This is a genomic window from Vibrio anguillarum (genome assembly GCF_001989995.2).
Classification (GTDB): Bacteria; Pseudomonadota; Gammaproteobacteria; order Enterobacterales; family Vibrionaceae; genus Vibrio; species Vibrio anguillarum.
The window spans coordinates 60,607-83,067 of record NZ_JAHGUP010000025.1; the positions used below are offsets into that span (position 1 = coordinate 60,607).

At 43.6% G+C, this 22,461-nt stretch carries 18 protein-coding genes, 1 other RNA gene and 1 pseudogene; 9 read left to right on the plus strand and 11 right to left on the minus strand.

Annotated features, from left to right (window positions below; genetic code table 11):
• Positions 1 to 452: 452 nt before the first annotated feature.
• The 3 genes and pseudogenes from tnaA to PL85_RS06365 all read left to right on the plus strand — a co-directional run.
• Positions 453 to 1,871: a tryptophanase gene (tnaA, locus tag PL85_RS06355; protein WP_017043367.1), complete on the plus strand. Its 1,419-nt coding sequence runs from the start codon at positions 453 to 455 to the stop codon at positions 1,869 to 1,871.
• A gap of 116 nt (positions 1,872 to 1,987) precedes the next feature.
• The gene (locus PL85_RS06360; RefSeq protein ID WP_026028108.1) at positions 1,988 to 3,202 is read left to right on the plus strand and encodes an aromatic amino acid transporter; all 1,215 of its coding nucleotides are present in this window, start codon (positions 1,988 to 1,990) and stop codon (positions 3,200 to 3,202) included.
• A 53-nt stretch (positions 3,203 to 3,255) separates the two neighbouring features.
• Positions 3,256 to 3,357 (plus strand): annotated as a pseudogene (locus PL85_RS06365) (Rid family hydrolase); the annotation flags it as partial.
• Between the two features lie 54 nt (positions 3,358 to 3,411).
• Here the strand turns inward: PL85_RS06365 and PL85_RS06370 are convergent.
• Complete coding sequence (locus PL85_RS06370; RefSeq protein ID WP_017047959.1) at positions 3,412 to 3,567, minus strand: hypothetical protein; 156 nt, start codon at positions 3,565 to 3,567, stop codon at positions 3,412 to 3,414.
• Between the two features lie 294 nt (positions 3,568 to 3,861).
• On the opposite strand from PL85_RS06370, the gene recN reads away from it, so the two are divergent.
• Both recN and bamE read left to right on the plus strand, forming a co-directional pair.
• Positions 3,862 to 5,526 (plus strand): DNA repair protein RecN, encoded by a 1,665-nt coding sequence (gene recN / locus PL85_RS06375; RefSeq protein ID WP_115339597.1) that lies wholly within the window; start codon positions 3,862 to 3,864, stop codon positions 5,524 to 5,526.
• 144 nt (positions 5,527 to 5,670) lie between these two features.
• Complete coding sequence (gene bamE, locus PL85_RS06380) at positions 5,671 to 6,030, plus strand: outer membrane protein assembly factor BamE (protein ID WP_096036150.1); 360 nt, start codon at positions 5,671 to 5,673, stop codon at positions 6,028 to 6,030.
• A gap of 111 nt (positions 6,031 to 6,141) precedes the next feature.
• Here bamE and PL85_RS06385 read toward each other — a convergent pair whose 3' ends face one another.
• Together PL85_RS06385 and PL85_RS06390 are read right to left on the minus strand one after the other, a co-directional pair.
• The gene (locus tag PL85_RS06385) at positions 6,142 to 6,444 is read right to left on the minus strand and encodes an RnfH family protein (protein ID WP_010319507.1); all 303 of its coding nucleotides are present in this window, start codon (positions 6,442 to 6,444) and stop codon (positions 6,142 to 6,144) included.
• Positions 6,444 to 6,875: an SRPBCC family protein gene (locus tag PL85_RS06390; protein ID WP_088731968.1), complete on the minus strand. Its 432-nt coding sequence runs from the start codon at positions 6,873 to 6,875 to the stop codon at positions 6,444 to 6,446. Before PL85_RS06390 ends, PL85_RS06385 begins: the two co-directional genes overlap by 1 nt.
• Positions 6,876 to 6,991: 116 nt before the next feature.
• Between PL85_RS06390 and smpB the strand changes: the two genes are divergently transcribed.
• The 3 genes from smpB to PL85_RS06405 all read left to right on the plus strand — a co-directional run bounded on the left by smpB (position 6,992) and on the right by PL85_RS06405 (position 9,315).
• The gene (smpB, locus tag PL85_RS06395; RefSeq protein ID WP_013857439.1) at positions 6,992 to 7,477 is read left to right on the plus strand and encodes an SsrA-binding protein SmpB; all 486 of its coding nucleotides are present in this window, start codon (positions 6,992 to 6,994) and stop codon (positions 7,475 to 7,477) included.
• A gap of 67 nt (positions 7,478 to 7,544) precedes the next feature.
• Positions 7,545 to 7,911, plus strand: a transfer-messenger RNA (tmRNA) gene (gene ssrA, locus PL85_RS06400).
• Between the two features lie 165 nt (positions 7,912 to 8,076).
• A complete protein-coding gene (locus PL85_RS06405) occupies positions 8,077 to 9,315 on the plus strand; it encodes an integrase domain-containing protein (protein WP_115339596.1) in 1,239 nt (412 codons plus the stop codon).
• Here PL85_RS06405 and PL85_RS06410 read toward each other — a convergent pair.
• The 7 genes from PL85_RS06410 to PL85_RS06440 form a co-directional block, all read right to left on the minus strand.
• Positions 9,312 to 10,190 carry a hypothetical protein gene (locus PL85_RS06410; protein ID WP_078927496.1) on the minus strand — a complete coding sequence of 293 codons (879 nt, stop codon included), beginning with the start codon at positions 10,188 to 10,190 and terminating at the stop codon, positions 9,312 to 9,314. The two genes, PL85_RS06405 and PL85_RS06410, sit on opposite strands and share 4 nt — an antisense overlap.
• On the minus strand, positions 10,190 to 11,791 hold the full coding sequence (locus tag PL85_RS06415; RefSeq protein ID WP_115339595.1) for an AAA family ATPase: 1,602 nt from the start codon (positions 11,789 to 11,791) through the stop codon (positions 10,190 to 10,192). The genes PL85_RS06410 and PL85_RS06415 overlap by 1 nt, the downstream gene beginning before the upstream one ends.
• Positions 11,791 to 13,389: a restriction endonuclease subunit S gene (locus PL85_RS06420; protein WP_115339594.1), complete on the minus strand. Its 1,599-nt coding sequence runs from the start codon at positions 13,387 to 13,389 to the stop codon at positions 11,791 to 11,793. Before PL85_RS06420 ends, PL85_RS06415 begins: the two co-directional genes overlap by 1 nt.
• A complete protein-coding gene (locus tag PL85_RS06425) occupies positions 13,386 to 14,918 on the minus strand; it encodes a class I SAM-dependent DNA methyltransferase (protein ID WP_115339593.1) in 1,533 nt (510 codons plus the stop codon). Before PL85_RS06425 ends, PL85_RS06420 begins: the two co-directional genes overlap by 4 nt.
• A 42-nt stretch (positions 14,919 to 14,960) precedes the next feature.
• A complete protein-coding gene (gene hsdR / locus PL85_RS06430; protein WP_115339592.1) occupies positions 14,961 to 18,395 on the minus strand; it encodes a type I restriction-modification system endonuclease in 3,435 nt (1,144 codons plus the stop codon).
• 6 nt (positions 18,396 to 18,401) lie between these two features.
• A complete protein-coding gene (locus PL85_RS06435) occupies positions 18,402 to 19,307 on the minus strand; it encodes a restriction endonuclease (protein ID WP_194570978.1) in 906 nt (301 codons plus the stop codon).
• A gap of 79 nt (positions 19,308 to 19,386) precedes the next feature.
• On the minus strand, positions 19,387 to 19,776 hold the full coding sequence (locus tag PL85_RS06440; RefSeq protein WP_019283185.1) for a helix-turn-helix domain-containing protein: 390 nt from the start codon (positions 19,774 to 19,776) through the stop codon (positions 19,387 to 19,389).
• A 131-nt stretch (positions 19,777 to 19,907) separates the two neighbouring features.
• On the opposite strand from PL85_RS06440, the gene PL85_RS06445 reads away from it, so the two are divergent.
• Positions 19,908 to 20,369, plus strand: a complete 462-nt coding sequence (locus PL85_RS06445; protein WP_115339591.1) for a lecithin retinol acyltransferase family protein — start codon at positions 19,908 to 19,910, stop codon at positions 20,367 to 20,369.
• Positions 20,370 to 20,482: 113 nt separating this feature from the next.
• Here the strand turns inward: PL85_RS06445 and PL85_RS06450 are convergent, their stop codons facing one another.
• Positions 20,483 to 22,453, minus strand: a complete 1,971-nt coding sequence (locus PL85_RS06450; protein WP_081245444.1) for a UvrD-helicase domain-containing protein — start codon at positions 22,451 to 22,453, stop codon at positions 20,483 to 20,485.
• Positions 22,454 to 22,461: the final 8 nt, after the last annotated feature.

Consider the following 22,461-nt stretch of genomic DNA (forward strand, 5'->3'; position numbering starts at 1 on the left):
GATCACAATTATTATTTCTATCAATTTACTTACTAATCAACTTGGTTAAGAATCGTTCCATCAGTCAACCAGCTATAACTCACCACGGATTTAGATATGAGTAAAAATCTAAAAATTCAAGATAAGTTATGGTCAAGCTCCCTAGCTTGGTACACGCACGACTATCAAATCTCAATTTTACCATCTTTTGCACACGCCTAGCCTGCTTGGTTGTTTCTGCATTCTTTCGAATCCATTAAACAATCAGCATCAACACTAAATCTATTTATATCGCTTTTCGATACTTGCATTCATCTTTATTAATTTAAAGTTGTTGCTTGGTTATTCTCAAATAGATTTATTTCACTCGAATTTTATCGCTAATTATTTGGCGCGATATTTTTCACTCTAAATATATAAAGGGTGTTGACTAATATCGCCTGACGAAAATTAAATTATTCAAAGGTATTATCATGGAAAACTTTAAACACTTACCAGAACCCTTCCGCATTCGTGTTGTTGAACCAGTAAAACGTACAACACGTGAATATCGCGAAGAGGCCATCCTTAAAGCGGGTATGAACCCATTCCTTATCGATAGTGACGATGTATTTATTGACCTTCTCACTGACAGCGGCACAGGCTCTATTACTCAAAGAATGCAAGCAGCAATGCTCATGGGTGACGAAGCTTACAGTGGCAGCCGCAGCTACTATGCGCTGGCGAATGCGGTGAAAGATATCTTCGGTTATGAGTTAACTATCCCAACTCACCAAGGCCGTGGTGCAGAGCAAATCTATATTCCTGTTCTAATTAAAAAGCGTGAGCAAGAAAAAGGCCTCGATCGTTCAAAAATGGTGGCGCTGTCTAACTACTTCTTCGACACCACTCAAGGTCACACTCAGGTTAACTGCTGTGTGGCGAAAAACGTCTATACCGAAGATGCGTTCGATACATCTGTCAATGCAGATTTCAAAGGTAACTTTGATATCGCGAAACTGGAAATGGCGATTGAAGAAGCAGGGCCTGCGAACGTACCTTACATTGTCAGCACGATTACTTGTAACTCTGCCGGTGGTCAGCCTGTCTCTATCGCTAACTTAAAAGCGGTATACGAGATTGCTCAACGCTACGATATTCCTGTCATCATGGACTCTGCGCGTTTTGCTGAGAATGCTTACTTTATTCAGCAACGCGAACCGGGTTATCAAAATTGGACTATCGAAGAAATCACTCGTGAAACCTATAAATACGCAGATGGTTTAGCCATGTCAGCGAAGAAAGATGCAATGGTTCAAATGGGCGGTCTGTTGTGTTTCAAAGATGAATCGATGATGGACACTTACACAGAGTGCCGCACGCTTTGTGTGATTCAAGAAGGTTTCCCTACTTATGGTGGTCTTGAAGGTGGTGCAATGGAGCGTCTTGCTGTCGGTCTATACGATGGCATGCGTCAAGACTGGCTAGAGTACCGTATCGGTCAGGTTCAGTACCTTGTTGACGGCCTAGAAGCCATTGGGGTTGTGTGTCAGCAGGCTGGCGGCCACGCAGCATTCGTTGATGCAGGCAAACTATTACCTCATATCCCTTCGCATCAATTCCCAGCTCATGCTTTGGCCTGTGAACTCTACAAAGTAGCCGGTATTCGCGCGGTAGAAATCGGTTCGTTACTATTAGGCCGTGATCCTGCAACGGGTAAACAACACCCTTGTCCTGCTGAGTTGTTACGCCTAACCATTCCTCGTGCTACTTACACTCAAACGCATATGGACTTCGTTATCGAAGCATTTGGGAAAGTAAAAGAGAATGCCCACAACGTGAAGGGACTCGATTTTACCTACGAGCCACAAGTGCTACGCCACTTCACAGCCCGTCTAAAGGAAGTTGAATAATCACTAACTAAAGCGCGCCTAATTGGCGCGCTATTTCCTTCTAAATCGAGCAAAACAAAATCTATAAATTTAGCGGGATTTTTCCTCAACATGAAACTTAAACAAGAGTAACGATTATGAACAATAATCCATCTTTAGTAGGCGGAGCTTGTATCATAGCAAGCGTCTGTGTCGGAGCCGGAATGTTAGGTTTACCGAGTGCGGGAGCAGGCGCTTGGACGACTTGGTCTCTTATCACAATTACCTTCACTATGATCATGATGACACTCTCGGGTTGGATGCTATTGGAAGCATTCAAGCGTTACGATCTTAAAGTGTCTTTCAACACTGTGACCAAAGACATCCTTGGCGATAACGTCAACCGAATTAATAATTTAGCAGTTTATTTTGTCGGCGGTATCTTACTTTATGCTTACATCACATCTTCAGGTTTAATTCTAGAAGGTGTTTTAGGTATCAATAACAAAATCACATCAGTCCTGTTTGTTGCTGTTTTCTCTCTTTTCGTTTGGCACTCTACTCGAGCAGTCGACAGGATCTCTATTGTTCTTATTGCCTTTATGGTACTGAGCTTCGTATTTGGTGTTTCTGGTTTAGCCGTTAACATAGATACTAGCGTACTTTTCGACCGCATTAACGAAGAATCCAATTATGCCCCATACGCTATGGCAATGTTACCTGTGGCGTTAACTTCATTTGGTTATCATCACTCAGTGGCCAGTATGCGTTCTTACTATGGGTGTGAGCATCGCGCAAAATACGCCATTTTGGGCGGTACCGTTATCGCACTATGTCTGTACTTCCTGTGGATGGCCAGTATTTACGGTAACCTACCACGTAGCAATTTCGGCCCAGTGATTGCCCAAGGTGGTAACGTTGAAGTTCTGTTAGCAGCGTTAGGCTCTGTGATTGATTCAGACAAGGTATCGCACGCAATCAACACCTTCTCAATGGCAGCCATTCTTTCTTCGTTCATTGGAGTAGGCTTAGGTGTTTTTGATTTTCTGGCAGACCTGTTTAAATTTGAAGACAACAAACAAGGTCGAACTAAAACGTGGCTAGTGACATTTATTCCACCACTCACCCTTTCTTTATTGTTCCCTTTCGGCTTTATTCTGGCGATTGGCTATGCGGGTGCTGCTGCAACAATCTGGGCTTGCTTAATTCCAGCGTTATTGGCTCGTAAATCACGCACTTTAGAAGGTGGTCAAGAAGGATTTATGGCACCGGGTGGCAACGCAATGATCGGCATGCTGATCTTATTTGGTATCGCAACCGCAGTATTCCACTTTATGTCAATGATGAACCTATTACCGACATTCAGCGGTTAAGTCAGTTTCACTACACCAATGGCAACCCACTAATGACGAGAATTACGATGGTCTTTGAAAGCCACCAAGCCTCTTTTCCAGCGCGCTCATGCGTGGAAGTTGCTCGCCTGCCTATGGATGCGAAAGTGGAAATTGAAGTGATAGCGACCAAGTAAGCGCTATTCTCTAGATGATAAAAAAGACGCATCAAGCGTCTTTTTTATGTGAATTTATGCAATGTAGATTAACCCTAGCAAACCAACTACGGCGATTGTCGCGCCAAACACCATGACACTCGATAGTTTATCAGCCAATGTCGATTGGGATTTACCTTTTTCAGAGGTGCTTTTCTTTTCTAATAGCGAAAGAAGTGCTGAGTTCATCATTTACTACACCTTGTTACATTGTATACAGGTTGCGTATTCTATCTTTTTTGTGAACCTCGTCAAACTATTTAATGAGCATTTAATAATCAATTCAAAACTAATTAACCCCATCGAATGAAGTAAAATTCACTAGAAAGCCAGAGCTATCAAGCAACATAAATCACTTCCTGTCGCATGCACTAAACTCAGCGCAGTTTACAATACTCATAGTTTTCTGACAGGCATCTTTACTGTATAAAAAAACAGTTTATACTGTTCACTTATACAGTGTTATTTGATTATATAGGTACAGAAATGCTGGCTCATTTAAGTGTGAATAATTTTGCTATTGTTAAATCATTGCAGTTAGAGCTTTCCAAAGGAATGACTACCATTACTGGCGAAACCGGTGCGGGTAAATCCATTGCAATTGACGCGCTCAGTTTATGTCTTGGTGGCCGTGCGGAAGCAGGAATGGTCAGGCAGGGTGAAGAAAAAACCGAAGTCAGCGCCGCCTTTATTTTGGACAATAACCTCAACGCCACGCGCTGGTTGGAAGACAATGACTTGCTCGACCAAAAAGAGTGTATTTTACGCCGAATCATCACCAAAGATGGCCGCTCTCGTGCCTTCATCAATGGCAGCCCTGTGCCTCTTTCACAACTCAAAGCTCTAGGTCAATTACTGATCAACATCCACGGTCAACACGCCCATCATCAACTGATGAAAAGTGAGTATCAAATGAGCATGCTGGACCAATATGCAGGTCACGTGAATCTTGTCAAAGAGACACGCTTAGCCTACCAAATGTGGCGTCAAGCAGATAATCAGCTCAATCAACTCAAAGAAAATAGTCAACAAAACCAAGCTCAAGTTCAACTGCTGGAATATCAAATCAAAGAGCTCAATGAATTGGCGATTGGTGAAGAAGAGTTCACCGAACTCGAACAAGAGCACAGACGTTTAGCCAACAGTGGCGAGCTTGCTACCACTTGCCAGCAAGCCATTGAGCTTATTTATGAGGGGCAAGAAGTCAATGCGCTAAGTTTGCTGCAGTCAGCCAACCACGCCTTGCTTGAACTGGCCGAGTTAGATGAAAAACTTGCCACCTTACCCAACATGGTGGCTGAAGCCATCATCCAACTCGAAGAAGCCAACAGTGAATTGCGAAACTATTTGGATAGTATCGATGTCGATCCTGAACGTATGGCTTATGTAGAAGAACGTTACTCTAAAGTGATGTCCATATCGCGCAAGCACTACATCGCTCCTGAAACGCTTTACCACCACCACCAAGATCTGCTCAAACAAATAGCACAACTTGACTGCTCTGAAGATAAATTACAAGAACTGGAAAGTAACGTTGCCAAACAGTATCAGCAGTTTGCAACCTGTGCCGACAAACTGCATAAGTCTCGTAGCCGTTACGCGAAAGAGCTAGATAAATTAATCACCAATAGCATGCACGAACTGAGCATGGAAAAAGCCAAGTTCTGCATCGAAGTTAATCATGAAACAACGCATCCATCACCACTGGGTTTTGACACAGTAACTTTCTTAGTCTCAACCAACCCAGGTCAACCGCTGCAGCCTATCGCTAAAGTCGCGTCAGGCGGAGAACTGTCACGGATATCTCTAGCAATCCAAGTGATCACCGCTCAAAAAGTAGACACTCCTAGCCTTATTTTTGATGAGGTCGATGTTGGTATCAGTGGCCCGACAGCAGCGGTAGTCGGAAAAATGCTAAGAACATTAGGTGAATCAACTCAAGTACTGTGTGTGACTCACTTACCACAAGTGGCAGGCTGCGGGCACCAACAACTGTTTGTTAGCAAGCAAGCCAAAGCAGGAAAAACAGAAACACAAATGAAACGATTAGATAGTGAACAACGCGTCGCTGAACTTGCTCGCCTTTTAGGGGGTAGCCAAATCACCGAATCTACCCTTGCTAATGCGAAAGAACTGCTGATCGCCGCCTAAGCTGACATTTTTCTTTTTAGGTTTGCAACCAAACTCAAAATTTGCAGTCTCAACTAGCTCGTAGCTCAGTCTATTTTTTACTTCTGCTGCGAGCTTGTTTATTATCAGTCCAGTTTTACGACCTATTGGCAAAGAATTTTGAATATGCAGTTAAAAAAGTGGTTAATCGCAGTCCCTTTAGCAATGACAATGCTGACTGGGTGCTCTTTATTAGAAAAACTCGTTTATCGTATTGATATTAACCAAGGCAACTACGTTGAACAGCAAGCCGTCGATCAACTCAAGTTCGGTATGAGCAAAGAACAGGTTAGGTTTGTCATGGGGTCGCCGATGCTTATTGAAAACGGTTATCCCGATACTTGGTATTACATTTATCACCACACGGAAGGCCACAAAGAATCGATACAGAAAAACCTGATTGCGACATTTAATACCTCAGGTGCTTTGATGGAAATCAGTGGCGATTTCCCTGCTAGCGAACGGTTTTTTGAAGGCGTAAACTGAACGAAAACACGCTCAAACAAATGATACCCAGAGCGCACCTCACAATGAGTGACACTAACGGACAGGGCTCATAACGAGCCCTTTATCTTGCATCCAATACCGCAGCAACGTTTACTGTTGCGCTTTTGCCTGCTCGGCTCTCTTGCGACGGATCTCTTTAGGATCGGCCAATAACGGACGATAAATTTCAATGCGATCACGGTCTCTGACCGTCGAATCTAGCTTAACGTTACGACTAAAAATCCCGACCTTATTTTTTGATAAATCAATCTCTGGGTAGAGCTCAAGCACACCGGACTGTTGAATTATCGTTTCGACGGTTGAGTTTTTGTCTACCACCAAATTCAGTACTCTTTGCTCATGAGGCAATGCATAGACTACCTCAACATGGATCATCTCAGATTCAATACTCATTACTGATACACCTGTTTCGCTCGTTTGGTAAATGCGTTAACCATATTACTGGTCAATTCATTGAATATCTTGCCAAAAGCCAATTCCACCATTTTGCTCGAAAATTCAAACTCCAGTTTAAGTTCAACCTTGCAGGCCTGTTCATCAAGTGCAGTAAAATACCAACCGCCTTTTAAAGCCTTAAAAGGACCATCGACCAAATTCATCAAAATAGCTTCACTGGCCACCAACACATTCGACGTTGTGAACGTCTTACTTATCCCTGCCTTTGAAACATCCACCGAAGCCACCATCGACAAATCGGAAGATTCAATAACGCGAGAACCAGAACAACCTGGCAAAAATTCAGGATAACGAGCAACGTCATTAACGAGATTAAACATTTGTTCTGCACTAAAAGGTACTAAAGCAGAACGACTGACTTGCTTCATATTCTCTCCTCATCACCACCGAAAGAGTCTGGTGTGTAACAATTTTACTTTTATTCTTATCCTACGCAAATAAAAGGATTTCCTAAGCTCGAACCAAGCCGTATAATGCCGCCATTATGGTAAAGAAAAAATCAAACTCAAAAGCAGGTAGCAATACCATTGCTGTAAATAAAAAAGCTCGCCACGAATACTTTATCGAAGATGAAGTAGAAGCAGGCATGGAGCTCCAAGGCTGGGAAGTCAAATCTCTTCGTCAAGGCAAAGCTAATATCGCAGAAAGCTACGTTTTCATGCGAGACGGAGAAGCCTTTGTTTCCGGAATGACAATAACGCCACTGCAGCAAGCATCCACTCACGTGGTTGCCAACCCAACTCGCGTGCGCAAGCTGTTAATCAGCCGCCGTGAACTGGACAACCTTTATGGACGCATCAACCGTGAAGGCATGACACTTATCGCACTATCACTGTATTGGTCTCGCTCTTGGGTGAAAATCAAAATTGGTGTAGCGAAAGGTAAAAAACTGCATGACAAACGTGATGATTTAAAAGAAAAAGATTGGGCAAGAGAGAAAGCACGCGTAATGAAGAGCTCATTGCGTTAATCTTGACCACTTAGACGCAGAAAGCTAGACAGACAAAGGTTTTCTGGTAGTATGCGTCAACACACTTGGGGCTGATTCTGGATTCGACGGGAATTTTGCAGTCTGAGGTGCATGCCGTGGGGCGGTTTGCCACGTTAAAAGCCGCAAAAAAATAGTCGCAAACGACGAAAACTACGCACTAGCAGCTTAATAACCTGCCAAGAGCCTTTCTGCCCTAGCTTCCGCTCGTAAGACGGGGAACAACAGAGAGTCAAAACCAAACAAGCTCGTGCCGCGTCTCCCGCCTGAGAGACAAAGCATTAAAACTAATTCAGGATAGCCATTAGATAGCGTGTCGGTTCGCAGTTTGATGGTGAAATTAAAGATCGAATAAGCATGTAGTACCAATGATGAATGATTTTCGGACGCGGGTTCAAATCCCGCCAGCTCCACCAAATCATAGTTTAAAGACGTCCTAGGGCGTCTTTTTTCTTGCGCGCAATAAAGCAAAATCAACAGCTTAGCATCCAACGACGTCCAATGCGATTTCATAGCAGCTTTGATTTTTAGGTACACTACAAGGTACACTGATTTTATCGTGTTAATCTGGTGTACCCATCATGGCAAAAAACACAGTAAAGCTGACAGATAAAGAGATCAAAGCCTCCAAACCTAGAGAGAAAGAATATAATCTTTTCGATGGTGATGGCTTGCGACTTAGAATCAAACCTAACGGTTCAAAGCAGTGGATCTTCAACTACTATCGCCCCACAAACGGTAAACGAGCTAACTTAAGCTTTGGGATGTACCCAGACATCTCCCTTTTACAAGCAAGAAAAAGCTTACTTTCTGCCAAAGAGCTGATCGCACAAGGCATCGATCCACAAGACGATCGAAAACGCCAACAACAAGTTCATAAAGAGATCCATGAGCACACCTTTGAGAACGTCACGAAAGATTGGTTTGCCATCAAACAGCATGATGTCACTCCCGATTACGCGATCGATATCTGGCGTTCATTGGAACTGCATATCTTCCCGCACATCGCCAATAAACCGATAAAAGCGATCACGGCTCCGGAAATCATCGAGCTACTCAAACCGATTGAAGCCAAAGGTAGCTTAGAAACCGTCAAACGCCTATCTCAGCGTTTGAATGAGGTGATGAACTTTGCCACTAACTGCGGCCTTATCCTAGCAAACCCACTTACTGGTATTCGTGCCGCTTTCAAAAAGCCTAAAAAAGAGAATATGGCCGCATTAGCACCACATGAATTGCCAGAGCTAATGGGGGCAATAGCTAATGCAAGTATTAAACGCACAACTCGTTGCTTATTAGAATGGCAATTACACACCATGACGCGCCCTTCTGAAGCCGCTGGCGCTAGATGGGATGAAATTGAATGGGAAGAGAAAGTCTGGACCATTCCAGCCGAGAGAATGAAAAAAAGAAGAGAGCACCGCATCCCGCTCACAGAGCAGATGCTAGCGCTATTGGAAGTGATGAAGCCGATAAGTGGTCATCGCAATTTTGTTTTTCCGTCGGATAGAGACCCGAAAAAGCCCTGCAACAGCCAAACGGCTAACATGGCATTAAAACGTATGGGTTTTGCTGGAAGGCTAGTTAGCCACGGTTTGCGCTCACTGGCAAGTACTACACTCAACGAGCAAGGCTTTGATCCTGACTTAGTTGAAGCGGCATTGGCTCACGTGGACGATAACCAGGTCCGCAGTGCCTATAACCGCACTGACTACTTTGAGCGCAGAAAGCCAATGATGTGCTGGTGGAGCGAGCATATAGAAGAGGCCGCCAGAGGCAGCCTCTCTGTAACAGGAACTAAGCAGTTAAAAGTGATTTAATCTGACAGATCAAGCCGTGGCAATAGATTTGCTAACCAAGGCTCGTGCTTTTTCTCGCGAACAAAGGCTACGGCTGTCGCAGAAAAAGCGGACTTTCGATTGCAAGCATCAACCAAGTTCTGTTCCATTGTAGCCAAAAAGCCATTCATTATGGCTTGCGATTCTGGGGGAAGAGATGCGTGTTGCTCTATGAACTGTAATGAATCCTTCACTTTCTTGATGACTTCGTTTCTCGCACCCTTAATCGTTTTACTGTTGAGGTTATATCTTTTCGCACTCTCACGAACACGAGAGTATTCATCGGGGTGCGATATTTCGCTATAGCGAGACATAACTGCACCTGGATTTTGCACATAAGAAACCAAGGTAACATCCATTGGACAACATGGATCTAAAAGCTTAACGTCCTCCATCCCGTGAGCAGCGATATTACAACAGTTCCAAACTCGCGTTGCTTCATCCATAAGCGGAAAGTAATCATGCTTACCTCCATTCGCTCTTGGCCGGTTCGCCTCAATGCAAGCGTACCTATAGTTCTTCGCTTCAAATGCTAACCACCAGTATCCTGGGTGCTTTTGGCTTACCCCATGAACTAATCGAGTAGCATAAGACTGCTTTGAAATTTTTACATCACCTTTGGGTCTAAAATGGTCGACATCAAAATCTGTACCTATTCTCGGAACCTCCGAGTACCAACATTTATCCCCAAACTCGCGAATGAACTTAGGTTTAAAGTCACTCCACTTACTGCCAATTGATTTAATTTCAGCAGACTTGTCAGCAGCTCGTTGTACTCTTTGTGCCCATCGTTGTGAATTAACGTCCCAGTTAGCAGGCTTGCACTGGTCAATCAGATTTGGATCTATGTAACGCACTATTCAATCAATCCTTGGTCTTTTAAAATCGCGTTAATGAGATTGAGGCGATGCTCTGTCGAGTCCTTGTTTTCTGCCTCCATCTGCTGCATGGCTTTTTTACGAGCAATTAAGAACTGTCGATAGTCTTCATCTGGATGTGTATAGCTATACCCCAATCGATCAAGTGAGTCGTTTAGTTCACTCAACCGCCTAGCCTCTGCCTCGGTCAGAATCTCCTTTTCAAGAAGTTTTCGTCTATCTTCAATCACTTTACTAGTGTGCTGATCCAGCGTCGTTGCCATGTCAAACATGTCACTGGTTAGTATGCCATTGACGCCCATTCCGATAGGGCTCTCAAAGGGCGATTCCGCAAATGATTGCCCATCTGCATCTTTCCTGAGAACCTGAATTTGTTCCTTGTTCAGCTCAGCAATAGCCAACGGGTGATGCGTGACCATCAAAATATGGCAAAAACGATCATTAGGTATGAATCGCTTCAGGAACGAGTGATATTTAGCTGCCCATGCAGGGTTTAAGTGCGTATCCGGCTCATCAAGCAAGAACAAAGAGTCTTCCTCAACAGTAAACTCTAATAGCCCAAGTACAGTTAGCAGTTGCTGTTCACCTTCACTGAGCTCGCTGAACGACACGACTTCCCCATTTTTTAGTCGAACCTTAATGTGTACACTGCTTAGCAGGTCAGACAGCAAGGTGCTTTCGAGCATTTTGAAAAAGTTCTTAGCCCCTAGCCCTTGTGCCACTTTCTTCAGGCTGTAGAGATCAGGCAAAAATAAGTGAACAAACTCATTGTTTTTTCCTCTTCCTGTTAATGATGTTGACTCTTCTCGTTCTGCTTTTATCGCCCCCAGACTATGTGGCAACAATCTATTGAGGAACTCTCTGACGACGCCTTTAGCTCCCCAGAATAAGTCCTTTTTATTTATGCTGCTCCATTCTGTCGGCCTGCGGAAAACAAAGTGGACAGAATGAAAAGCGGTGATGCCTAGATGATCCTCTAGAAACTCTCGCCCGGCACCTTTTTGCTGATTTAAGAAAAAAGCCAGCAGCACAAACTGACTGTGAAAAGGCTTGGCGTAGAAAAGAGGACGAACCTCGTCCTCGATTTTCACCTGATTCTTTAGCAGTTGGTTATAAAACTTGGTCCTGTGCGGTTTAAACAAATCTTCCAGGCGATCACTGGGGCCTGAATAATAAGCGAACAAATGCTTTGGCAGGTAATCTGAATTGCCTTCCTTATCTCGTGTAACTTTGGATAAAGATATGCTTTCTGGCAGAGAGTACTGACCACTTTCGCCTAACGTCGATACTTGTATTTTGTGTTGCTGAATTGGCGTCGAGCCATACTCTGGAGACGCATCTACTTCGATACACCTATCTTGGGATGCTCCCAGTGAATACCTGAGTTTATAGCTAAATGGCGCGGGTTCATCGCCTAGGTCTAACGCACGAAAAATACGAACTAGCGCCTCAATCACGTTCGATTTACCGGAACCGTTTCGTCCAATAAGGACGGTCAACAGTTGCCTGTTGTCAAAATCAATCTCTAGGTCTTCAACGTTTTTAAAGCCACTGCGAATGTGCAAGTAATCTATTTTCACTACTTGGCAGCCTTAAACTGACAGCTTTCGCCTTCACCCACTTTTTCGATCAAACTGAGCTCTAAAAGGCGTTTAAGCTCAACAAACAACTCATCAATGGCTTTAAATGTCTCGACTGACGCACTGTCAAATAGCTGCTGTGCTGTCATGGCCTTTTTGGCAGACTTTAGCTGGGACAGCAATTCGCTCTTATCATCAACCGTTTTTGGTGTTAGCTGAGATTGAATGGAGCTTATGTCAGCCTGTTCTAACGTGGTTTCTTCTCGATCTATAGGTTGCTCATCAATGACATCTACTGATTGCGGTTGAGCAACTCGATCAGCCTTGTCAGTGAAAGGTTCAAACAGCTCACCACGAAACGCTCGTGCAAGGATTGATTGCGTGAGCTTATCAACACGAAGCTTTGCAGCATCATATTTGCGCTCGACCGCATTTGCCAGTTCAAGTAACTCTCCAACCTTGCGAACTATCTCAGCCTGCTCATCCAGCTCCGGATAGCTAATCGGTGCAGCTGATACGACAGCTTGATTAATTTTGGGCATATTGCCCGCTGTACCTGTTGCATTGTCTCGAAAATATTTGCGTACTTTTTCTGAAGATAGGGCTAAATGTAGGTACTTCGGCAATACCTTAGAGTTGGCTCGGAATTTCATAATCAGATCGGGGTATACATATTTATCATCTTCCCCTTCATACAAAGCACTCACTCCGACATAGTCGATGCTGTTCGCTCTTTGTATGAGCAGATCACCATTCTTAACCCAAAGGTGCGAACTACTGTCGATATCCAAATTCACATACTTAAAGCACCCTTCGATAAATGTGCCCTGAGTGGTTGAAGAAAGGGTCAAATTTCGATAAGGAGTAGGTCCAACAACACCTTTAGGTGACCTTCCATTTCTTGGCTTTGCCAAAATTAAGTTGATTAGCTCTGCCTCGTGCCATTTTTTATCACCATCAGAACTCCAGCCATCTGTTAACTCACCCGATGTAGCAAGTTCGATAACTACTCTCCGAAAACGTTTTAAAAGCAGAGGAACTTTTTCTAAGCGGGACTGAGCCATCCCCAACTTTTCGAAGATTGAATCTAACTTCTCGACAATTCGGGATTGCTCAGCCAAAGGAGCCAATGGAATTTCTGTATCAAGTACTTTAGATTTGCTCAACTCTACTTGGTTTGTAGTCCCGGTATACAAGGAAGCAATCTCAAATTGAATTTTTGGTGATTTAATCCAGTAGAACAGATAGCTAGGTATAACCTTGGTAGTATTGCTACGGACGATTGTTACATGGCTATCCACTACTTTCGCTTTTGCTGCTTCTGCTTCATCTAACAAGCAGGCTCTTCCGATTGTACCAGTGCCTGTAGAGTTCCATAGAATATCGCCAGCTCTGATGTACCTTTCCTCAGTATATTTTTCCCAAGTGTCTTCTCTTACATACTTCAAGTGCTCTTCTTGGATTCCATTCCAACGAATAGCTTTCTGGTTAATCACAGGAAATGCGTTTTTTTCAGAGTACTTTGGACCTTTTCCTCGCTGGACATAGGTTGTTACTTCCCCGATGGTTGATCGAATCCAGTTTGAAGGCAGAGTCATAGCATCACCTCTTCTGAAGCCTCTACCCCTCCAAGGTCCACCAAAATTGACTGCAAATCTGTGATAGCACCGACCAGTTCCTCAATCGCTTCGGCAATAAGTTCATCAGGCTCTGGTAAACTGGCCGCATCTTCCAAGCTATCATCACGGATCCAAGCCAAATCTAGCGAGTCATCTTTGGCTTTAATCTCATCACGGGTAAACGCACGCAAGCGGCAAGTATCGATATTACCGACAGCACTACCGTTTTGATGGTTATCGATAAACGCTTGGCGCTGCTTTTCGTCAACTTGTGTTAGGTCCCTGCCCACAGCACGGTAGAACTCATCAAAGTGCTCTTTTTCCAAGACGGTACGCTTGCCAAACTTTGGCATATTGACACGAAGGTCGTACACCCACACTTTTTTGGTGTTGCCTTTGTCTTGATTGATATTTGTTGGCTTATCAAAGAACAGCACATTGGTCTTAACACCTGCTGCGTAGAAAATGCCTGTAGGCAAGCGCAAGATAGTGTGCAGATTGCATTTTTCCATCAGGTCATTACGAATTTTACGACCTGTCGATCCTTCAAATAGCACGTTATCAGGTAATACGACAGCAGCTCTGCCACCAGGCTTGAGCATAACGTGGTACATGGCATGCAAAAACGCCAGTTGCTTGTTGCTGGTGTAATGCACAAGATCATCACGGGTTGGTATGCCACCACCTTGCTTGGTACCAAATGGTGGGTTAGCAAGAATGAGCGATGCTTTTGGTAAGGCTTTACCCTCGTTCGATAGCGTATCGCCGTACAAAACACCAGAGTTTTCATCGTCCACTGCCAAGTCATGCAACATCAGGTTCATCATTGCCAAGCGGCGCGTATCGGGCACTAACTCCATGCCAAAGAAGGTGTCATGCTGGTAGCTGTCGTAATCAGCTTCATCCAGCCCCATCACATCGAAATTATTCTCCATGTATTGATGGGCGGCAATCAAAAAGCCGCCAGTGCCCGCTGTAGGGTCAACGATAACGTCACCTTTTTGATTTTGACGTTTATCTCTTGGGGTTGGCTTCATTAGCTCAACCATTACCTCAATCAATACACGAGGGGTAAAGTACTGGCCTGCCCCTGATTTTTTCTCGCTCGCGTTGATTTCAAGCAAGCCTTCGTACATGTCGCCCAAGCCTTCTTGCTTAGCCGAGTACCAGTCAAGCTTGTCTATCTCTGTGACCAGCTTTGTCAGTGTGGCTGGTTTACGAATACAGGTTGAAGCGTTGTTGAAAATTGCTTTAGTGATAAGTGAACCGTGCGAGCCCAAATGAACCAGCAACTTTTTGTATTCTTCAAGGCGAGTCGCAGCATTGAAGTTTTCAATGTCTGCCCAACGGTACCCCTCGGGGATCAGCTTTTCTTGACCTGTTTCTTCTACCATTTTCAAGAAAACGAGGAATGTCAGCTCGTTAAGGTATTCATTGTAAGTAACACCATCGTCACGTAGTAAATGACAAAGGCTCCAAAGTTTGTTGATTAAGTCTTGTGTGCTCATCGTTGTTCTTAGTTCATTTAAATTGTTGGGTATTGTAACCGATTATGCGGTTTCTTTACGGTCATCATCCGACCAAATAGCACGGTTAAATTGCGCGAGGACATCAACTACGGGCTGTTCGAAAAGCTTGTTCGCTCGTTGGAGACCACCAAGGCGTTGCTTAAAAATGCCTTCGTTGAGGTTAGACTCGTCAACAACGATGTTGGCTTTCATCTGGGCGGCGATAGTTTCCAACCACTCTCGTTGTGGCGTTTTCCAGGCACGACTCGCAAGTATTTTCTGCAAGGCATTATCAACACGTTGCTCATACGGAATAAGGGCCTCACCAATTGCGGCTTGTCGAATAAAACCAATAATTCGGGCGGCGATGTCCTCGTTTTTAACTTCTTTCCACGCTACTTTTAGCTCTTCCTCTCTAAATTCGTTTTTTTCCAACTCTACAACGAGTTGCTTGAGGTCAGTTCGTGTCAGCTCCCATGGTCTTTGGATAACCGTTTGTAGTGCTACCATTCGGTTGCTGTTTGCGTTTACGAATGCAGCAAAGGATTTCAAATAGTCCTCTGGTTTCTGACCGCTGCCATAGCCCGTTGATGTGCCAGTGACATCATCAGGCTTGTCTGATATCACTATTTTGTTTCGACCACTGCCGCCCTGCACTTTCATATCAAGAAGCTCGCCTAAGCCAGGATGGCTAACAAACCAACTCGCCACATCTTCTGTGTTCATTGCTTTCAGTTCTTTGGCGAACTCTTTCGGCGGCTTGCCAACGATTCGCTCAAATTCATCCTGTTGAAGTGGTGTTAAGTGGTTCTTTTTGCTTTGCAGTTTGGCAAGAAATTGATCTTTAGCCAGCTCTTGCAGTTTGGTATCCGCCCCCTTGGTGATCTCTTGCTCCAACTCAGAGAAGGTAATGTCGACCTTGGTCACAACAGGTTTCATTGTGTTCACTTTCTCAAGCTGTTTGTAGATATCTACAGCATCGTAGATGCGGAATCGCTCTTTACCTATCTCATCACAACGGCGCGTAGCTCGACCAAGCATTTGCTCGAACAAGATGCGGCTGTTGACACGTCGCAAGAACACTAGGTTGCAGATGCTCGGCACATCGACACCCGTCGTTAACAAATCCACGGTTACGGCAATATTCGGTAAGCGGTCATTTTTGAACAAACGTATTTTTTCCAGCGGCTTATCCGAGGCACCCGTAATTTTCTGAATTGCCTCATCTTCAACTTCGCCGTGGTAGTCTTCACACGCTTGTTTTAATGCTTCTACGACTTCATCTGCGTGGCGGTCTGTTACACAGAAAATCAATGACTTTTCTTGTGAGTACGGGTTTAGAGAATCGCTTTCGATTAGCCACTTACAGATCACTTTGGTGAACTCTGGGGCGATTACTTTTCTATTAAAATCCGAAACATCAAAATCCAACTCATCTGGCGTATGAATCAAATCAAGCTGCTGAGTTTGCGGATCATAAACTTGAACTTCTTCGTTAACCTGATAGTTGATTCCTTCCGTATTTAACTTGGTGTGAATACGAACAGGCGGTGAGTGATCGACTAAGTACCCATCAATCACAGCTTCGGTATAGCTGTAAGAGAATACTGGCTCACCGAATATATCGACTGTGTGAATCGCAGGTGTAGCGGTCAAACCCACTTTAAAGGCATCAAAATATTCGATAACAGCTCGGTACTTGGACATATAGTCTTTTTGGTCCCGAAACTTAATCTCAGTATCGCTGAGTTCTCGGTCAAGCAAATATCCACGGTGGCACTCATCGACCACGATACAATCGTACTGACCTACACCTGGTTTTGAAGCATTTTCTGATGGGTACATGATGCGCTTCACCAAGCCCTGCACTGTCGCTACATGTACTTTGGTGTCGTCATCAGGTACGGCTTTCGGGGCCTTATCCGGCTCCATGCCCATCACTTCGAAGGTGTCTGCGAAAGTATTGAGGTTTTCCATTCGCACTTCACCAAAATCTACCGAGGCTTGAACGCCCAAAGCACTTCTATCGACCAAGAACAGAATTCGACGAAAACGTTGTGCTTTCAGCAGTCTATATACCAAGGCTATACAGGTTTTTGTCTTACCCGTTCCCGTTGCCATTGCCACCAGCGCCTTTTCTTCTCCATCTTTGATCGCTTTTTCTACAGAGAGGATGGCTGCTTTTTGATAGTCACGGAGCTTTAACTCGTACTCAAAACCCATTTCATCCAACTCTGCGTTGGCTTTTTGAGGTGTTTGACGCAAGTATTCTTTTAGCTCGGGGGGGGTGTACCAGCCTTTGAGGGCTTTTCTACGATTGGTACTGTCTCTGACGTCTAAAAACCAAATACCGCTTTCTTGCTTTAGCTGTTTTAAATACGCACGGCCATTGGTGGCAAACACCACTGGTACCAAAAATTCATTGTGCTGGGTCACTTCAACGTTGCTTGGTAAGTGCTGGATACCTTTTGCATAGCGTTTTGCTTGATCAACTGCGCCATACACATTCTTCGCAGATTTTTTCGCCTCAATGGTTGCTACGAGAGTCATTCCCATAAAAAGCGCATAGTCTGCCGGACCTGATTTTGTGGGCCATTCTGCGATGGCTCTATTCTTGTTCGGTTCAGGCCTCGCACCTTTTGAATATCGAAGATTTTCAGTATCGGCTTCCCATCCGGCATCCACCAATTGCTGATCAATAATGACTCTAGTTTCAGCTTCATCCATTTCAAAAAGAGATTTTTCAATTCTTTGAATTTCAGATACTTGATCCGCTTTGGATTTAGAATGGAACATTTGGCGATATAGGATATTTGCTTCATCCATCTTAAGGCGATAAGAAGACAAAGTCTTCTCTTGCTCTTCGGCAAGCTCTTCCCAAATCGCCTTTTCCTCGGCCATTTTTTCAGCGCGCTGCTTCTCTGCTTGCGCTTTATCAGCCTCAACTTTGCTAAGTTCTTCAGCGACTCTGATACGATCTTCTGTTCGCTGAGATTCAACTTTCAATCTCTCAACTTGCTCTTCGAGTTGGCGAACATAGTCTGAGGGGTCTTCTGGTTTTACGAACTTCTGAATCTTAAAGCCTTTAGCTGCATCGCCACCGAAAGTGATGTGGAACCACATCGACAACGCATGACCAACCATCAGAGCTTTTAGTGCATCTCTGTGTGTACCACTGTCAAAAGCATGTGTTGCACTATTGCCAAGTTTACGAATCGTATGGAAGGCATCTCGAACGTTATCATCAAGACGCAGAACGCAATCTAGCTCTTTGAGAAGATCAATTTGCTTAACGTTAGCACCATACTCAACACCAACACGTGAAGCTATTGTTTGTGCAATAGCCTCTCCCAACTGACGCACGTTGACTAACGCTGTATTTGGAAATGGGACAAAGTTTCTTTCTGCGCTCTCTGCTAGTTTAAAAAGCCAATCATGGTGTGATTTTAGGAAATCAAAATTACTGAAGTCTGCCATGACGTATTATCCTTCGAAAAATTCTTCATCAATGCGTTTTAAGTAAATCACTTGCTCATCACGGCTACCGATGGTGTAGCGGAGCATCAATTTGGCTAACTCTTTGCCATTAATCAGTACGATGCGCATGCCTAAATCTTTTGCAGTTTGAACAGCGGAAGGAGTGAAATCAGAGGTAGTAATAAAGATGCCTTTCTGTGCTTTCTTGAGGTTAAGTGCGCCAAAGAAGTCGCGAATATTGCTAGAGCTGATGTTGGCACCTTCTGCATAACGTTTCGCTTGAATGTATACCTGGTCAACACCCAATGGATCTTGATTTATAACGCCATCAACACCGTTGTCACCACTTTTACCCAAGGTGTGAGCCATACCCTCTCCAGTGCCGCCATACCCCATGGCAAGAAGCAGCTCTATTAGTAGCTGTTCGAAAAATGCGGGGCTGACTTTACGTGTACGGGCAAGAATTTCCGAGGCTAGCGTATCATTGATTTGTTTATAGGCCGCGCGCAGAACTTCGTCTGGCGTTGCATCATTGTTAGACAGCGTTGTCTCTTCGACTTTGCTTGAATCCCCATTTTTTTGCTTAGTGAAAGCGTTGAAGTCATCAAAATGTTTAAGGTATTGGTTATTTATCTCTTCGCCACTGATTAGAGCATCTTGCCCCAACTCTGTTATCACGAAATGACCACGCCTTGTTGAGTCCAAAAGCCCTGCTTTCGTTAGATAGGTTTTGGCCCATCCGACGCGGTTTGTAAAAGCTGCTTGTCGTCCACTGGGAAGAAGCTCTGTTCTCTCGTCTTCTGACAGATTGAAATGCTCCGCTAGCAAGTCTACAACGTTGCTAAGCTTAACTTCTTCATTCTTCGCAGCCTCTAAGACTGGCTTCATTAAATCTTGATAACTTGGAAGCACTACACACCCTAACCATTTTGACTTTTAATTTCGGCAATATACCAAGACATACAATCAGTTACATTGATATCCGTTACGTTTATTTGGACTTGCCAGCCAATCCAACTATTAATGCTCCCAAGGCCGCTCCCGCAATGAAAGTACCTACATTGCTCCCCCCTTCAGATTTAGCTTTTGTTGCGTTAGCTCTTAGCTGGGCTTGTACGGAGACTTGTTCACTATCCTGAAGATTGTTAACCGTATTCACAACTGAATGAAATAGCACCTCAGGATCAATACCCAGAGCTTTGGCACATTCAAACATCTGGTCGACTGAGAACGTTGACTTTCCAGACTCGAGGCGACTGTAGCTAGCTTGCGAGAGGCCCATATTCTCAGCTAATACGCTCTGCTCAACCCCTAGTTCTTTTCGTTTGTTCGCGACGACTACGCCCAAAATCGATGAGTAAGAAACCATTTTCTCTTGCATTTGCACCACCAATAACAAATTTACACTTGATCAATTAAGTGCATAGGTATAGATTAAATGCATTGATATACGTTTTACGCATTTCAATGTTTTTATTGCATACAAATACTTTAATTTAAAAAGGATAATTTATGAAGAATAAACTTAATATTGGTGACCTGCTTTATCGTTCAAAGCTGCTGGTGGAGCATGCCGGAATCTACTTAGGCAAAGGGAAAGTACTTCACAACTCTCCAAGCGGTAATGTAGAGATATGTGCTTTAGAAGAGTACGCAAATGGCAAACTAGTGAAAGTCGTCTTAAGCCATTTAAGTGAAGACAAGAAAAACAAACTGTTTAATCAAGCAGAACAATTGATCAAGAAAGCTAGAAAATATAGGGTGTTAGATAATAACTGTGAGCATTTAGCCTCCACAGTTCTACACGACAAACCATCCAGTGAGCAGTTACAAGGAGCGAGCCTTGGTGCTGTTGCAGGTTTGCTTTTGGCTCACTGCAACCAATCGAAGAACTCTTTGCTGTACATATTAGCTGGCGGCCTTATAGGGTGTATGGCTGTCAATGCAGCTCGTAAATACGATTGTGTGGTGTAAAAAAGAAAGGGGTGGGAGGCACAAAACCCCACTCTTTTCCTAACCACTTAACAGTGATCATCTATATAACCGCGTTTTCAGGCCAGTAGACCTGATTGAATCTGCCTTACTAATCAATATAATGAAGCACCAGAAACCTCTACATGTTCATGTACCCGTTCAGGCAGTTTCTCGGTACTAAATAAGGCCAGTCGTTGCCCGGCTCGAGTCATTGATACATAAAGTTTTCTAAGGGATTCTTGTTGAGCGATCTCTCTTTCAGTATCATCTAAATCAATGTTTTTAGCTTGATTCATCAACTCACCAACCCCAAGAACGAATGTCACTCCTGATTCCATTCCTGTACAACTGTTAATACTCATAAGACGGATTTTCCCACCGATATTATCTTTAATGTCTTTCCAGTCATTGTAATTAACCACGGTTCCTTTACCTAGAGTGTTCTCAATATCACTTTTAAGGCTCCAAGGACTATAGCTACCACTGCAAAGCACCATGACTTGCTGAAGAGGTATATCGTCGGATCTACAACATTCACTTAACTCATTTAAAAAACGTGTCTTTTCATCTTGAAGAGTATGACTATAGATTAACTGAGGTTTGACCCCTCTCTCCATTCTTTCTAAATCCGGCTTTACGAAATCATCAGTGTCATCTTCAATACCTTCGATCAATGCATTCGCAGCAATCATAATTTCATAAGTGGTGCGATATGAATAATTGAGCAGTTTTGTTCGCCCTCGAACATTGAAACCAACACTTTTCCAGCTCAATCGGCTCTTTAGAAAGCCTTGGTTAGGGTCTGCACACAGAAATATTGCACCGTTTGAAATTAACGACATCTTAACTAGCTGGAGCCAAGAAGGCGCAAAGAACTGAGCCTCATCGACCAAAATATGATCAAACTTTTCCAACACAGAGGTATCTTCGAGTAAAGCTAAGTCCTTAATATAAAGGCTTGGTAAATATCCTTTAGGACTAGACATTGTCTGAACTACCATCTCGTAGAGTTTCCAAATATGCACACGCTGCGACTTCTGAAGAGCAAAGCCTCTGCCTTGACGTTCATACTCTAAATATTCATTCTCATCTTTTATCAGATATTCATTGATGTACTCTAACTCAGACCAGATCTGTCCATCAGTTAACTTCAACTGAGTGTAGCTCTCATTGGTATCACAAAGGATTTGGGAACGAAGGGGTTCTATATCTTTGTCGCCAAATAATGGAGTGAGCCTCCAATTGTTAGCAACTTTCTTCTGTTGATTGAGAGCAAATTGATGAAATGTCTCGATCTTCAGGTTCGAAGGGGCTCCACCTAACCACTCTTCAAATTTATGCTTAATATCTGAAGTGACCGGCTTGTTATGAATAACAAGTAATGCTTTTTTATCGGGGTGCTTCTTACAAAATGCTATAGCACGATTTATCAGGATCAATGTTTTCCCACTACCAGCAACCCCATTAATGAGCCTTACAGAGAAATCATCTTGACTTTCTTCGCTTACGTCTGCTTGTTCAAGCATGTCAAAACGAGTTGCCAATTCTTGATCATAATCTAAGAAAAACTGTTGCAGACTAGCTTTATTATCTACTCTTGAAACGCTCTTCCTGGTCGTACATTGAGAATGGATTGCTGACTCAGGGAAAAGTGTCTTTTTTACCCAGTAGTACTGTTCAAGCGAAGACTCTGTCAAAAGGTCGACAATATTCTTCTCACCGTCTATGTAAAAGCCCTTTTGATCGTGGATATGGATGAATCTGTCAGCCTGTTCTTCATTTGTTGCCTTGTGTTTCAAATCCTCCTCAACTACGGCAAGATACTTGATTGGTTGATATCCCTTAGAAAGTAAATCTGAATTGAAGCGCCTCCATTTAGCAAGCTCAGTTTCATTTGGCCGCTTTTCGTGCCAACCAATCATCAACCAACTTTTACAAGGTCCTTCCAATACGATTGGTGCAATTTTTGATTCATCCAGTAATGGTTCTCGGACAATGAATTCGTCTGACAATCTACTGAGAACTTTTTTAAAATGCCTTCTAACTTTACGATCTAAGCCCGTAATTGATTCCATCTGTGCCATAACATTTC

Bases quoted from the DNA above. Each gene is read 5' to 3' on its own strand.
- recN (WP_115339597.1), top strand. From the start codon at position 3,862: ATGCTGGCTCATTTAAGTGTGAATAATTTTGCTATTGTTAAATCATTG.
- PL85_RS06360 (WP_026028108.1), top strand. From the start codon at position 1,988: ATGAACAATAATCCATCTTTAGTAGGCGGAGCTTGTATCATAGCAAGC.
- PL85_RS06440 (WP_019283185.1), bottom strand. From the start codon at position 19,776: ATGCAAGAGAAAATGGTTTCTTACTCATCGATTTTGGGCGTAGTCGTC.
- PL85_RS06445 (WP_115339591.1), top strand. From the start codon at position 19,908: ATGAAGAATAAACTTAATATTGGTGACCTGCTTTATCGTTCAAAGCTG.
- PL85_RS06420 (WP_115339594.1), bottom strand. From the start codon at position 13,389: ATGACTCTGCCTTCAAACTGGATTCGATCAACCATCGGGGAAGTAACA.
- PL85_RS06385 (WP_010319507.1), bottom strand. From the start codon at position 6,444: ATGAGTATTGAATCTGAGATGATCCATGTTGAGGTAGTCTATGCATTG.
- tnaA (WP_017043367.1), top strand. From the start codon at position 453: ATGGAAAACTTTAAACACTTACCAGAACCCTTCCGCATTCGTGTTGTT.
- PL85_RS06450 (WP_081245444.1), bottom strand. From the start codon at position 22,453: ATGGCACAGATGGAATCAATTACGGGCTTAGATCGTAAAGTTAGAAGG.
- PL85_RS06370 (WP_017047959.1), bottom strand. From the start codon at position 3,567: ATGATGAACTCAGCACTTCTTTCGCTATTAGAAAAGAAAAGCACCTCT.
- hsdR (WP_115339592.1), bottom strand. From the start codon at position 18,395: ATGGCAGACTTCAGTAATTTTGATTTCCTAAAATCACACCATGATTGG.
- PL85_RS06405 (WP_115339596.1), top strand. From the start codon at position 8,077: ATGGCAAAAAACACAGTAAAGCTGACAGATAAAGAGATCAAAGCCTCC.
- smpB (WP_013857439.1), top strand. From the start codon at position 6,992: ATGGTAAAGAAAAAATCAAACTCAAAAGCAGGTAGCAATACCATTGCT.
- PL85_RS06425 (WP_115339593.1), bottom strand. From the start codon at position 14,918: ATGAGCACACAAGACTTAATCAACAAACTTTGGAGCCTTTGTCATTTA.
- bamE (WP_096036150.1), top strand. From the start codon at position 5,671: ATGCAGTTAAAAAAGTGGTTAATCGCAGTCCCTTTAGCAATGACAATG.
- PL85_RS06390 (WP_088731968.1), bottom strand. From the start codon at position 6,875: ATGAAGCAAGTCAGTCGTTCTGCTTTAGTACCTTTTAGTGCAGAACAA.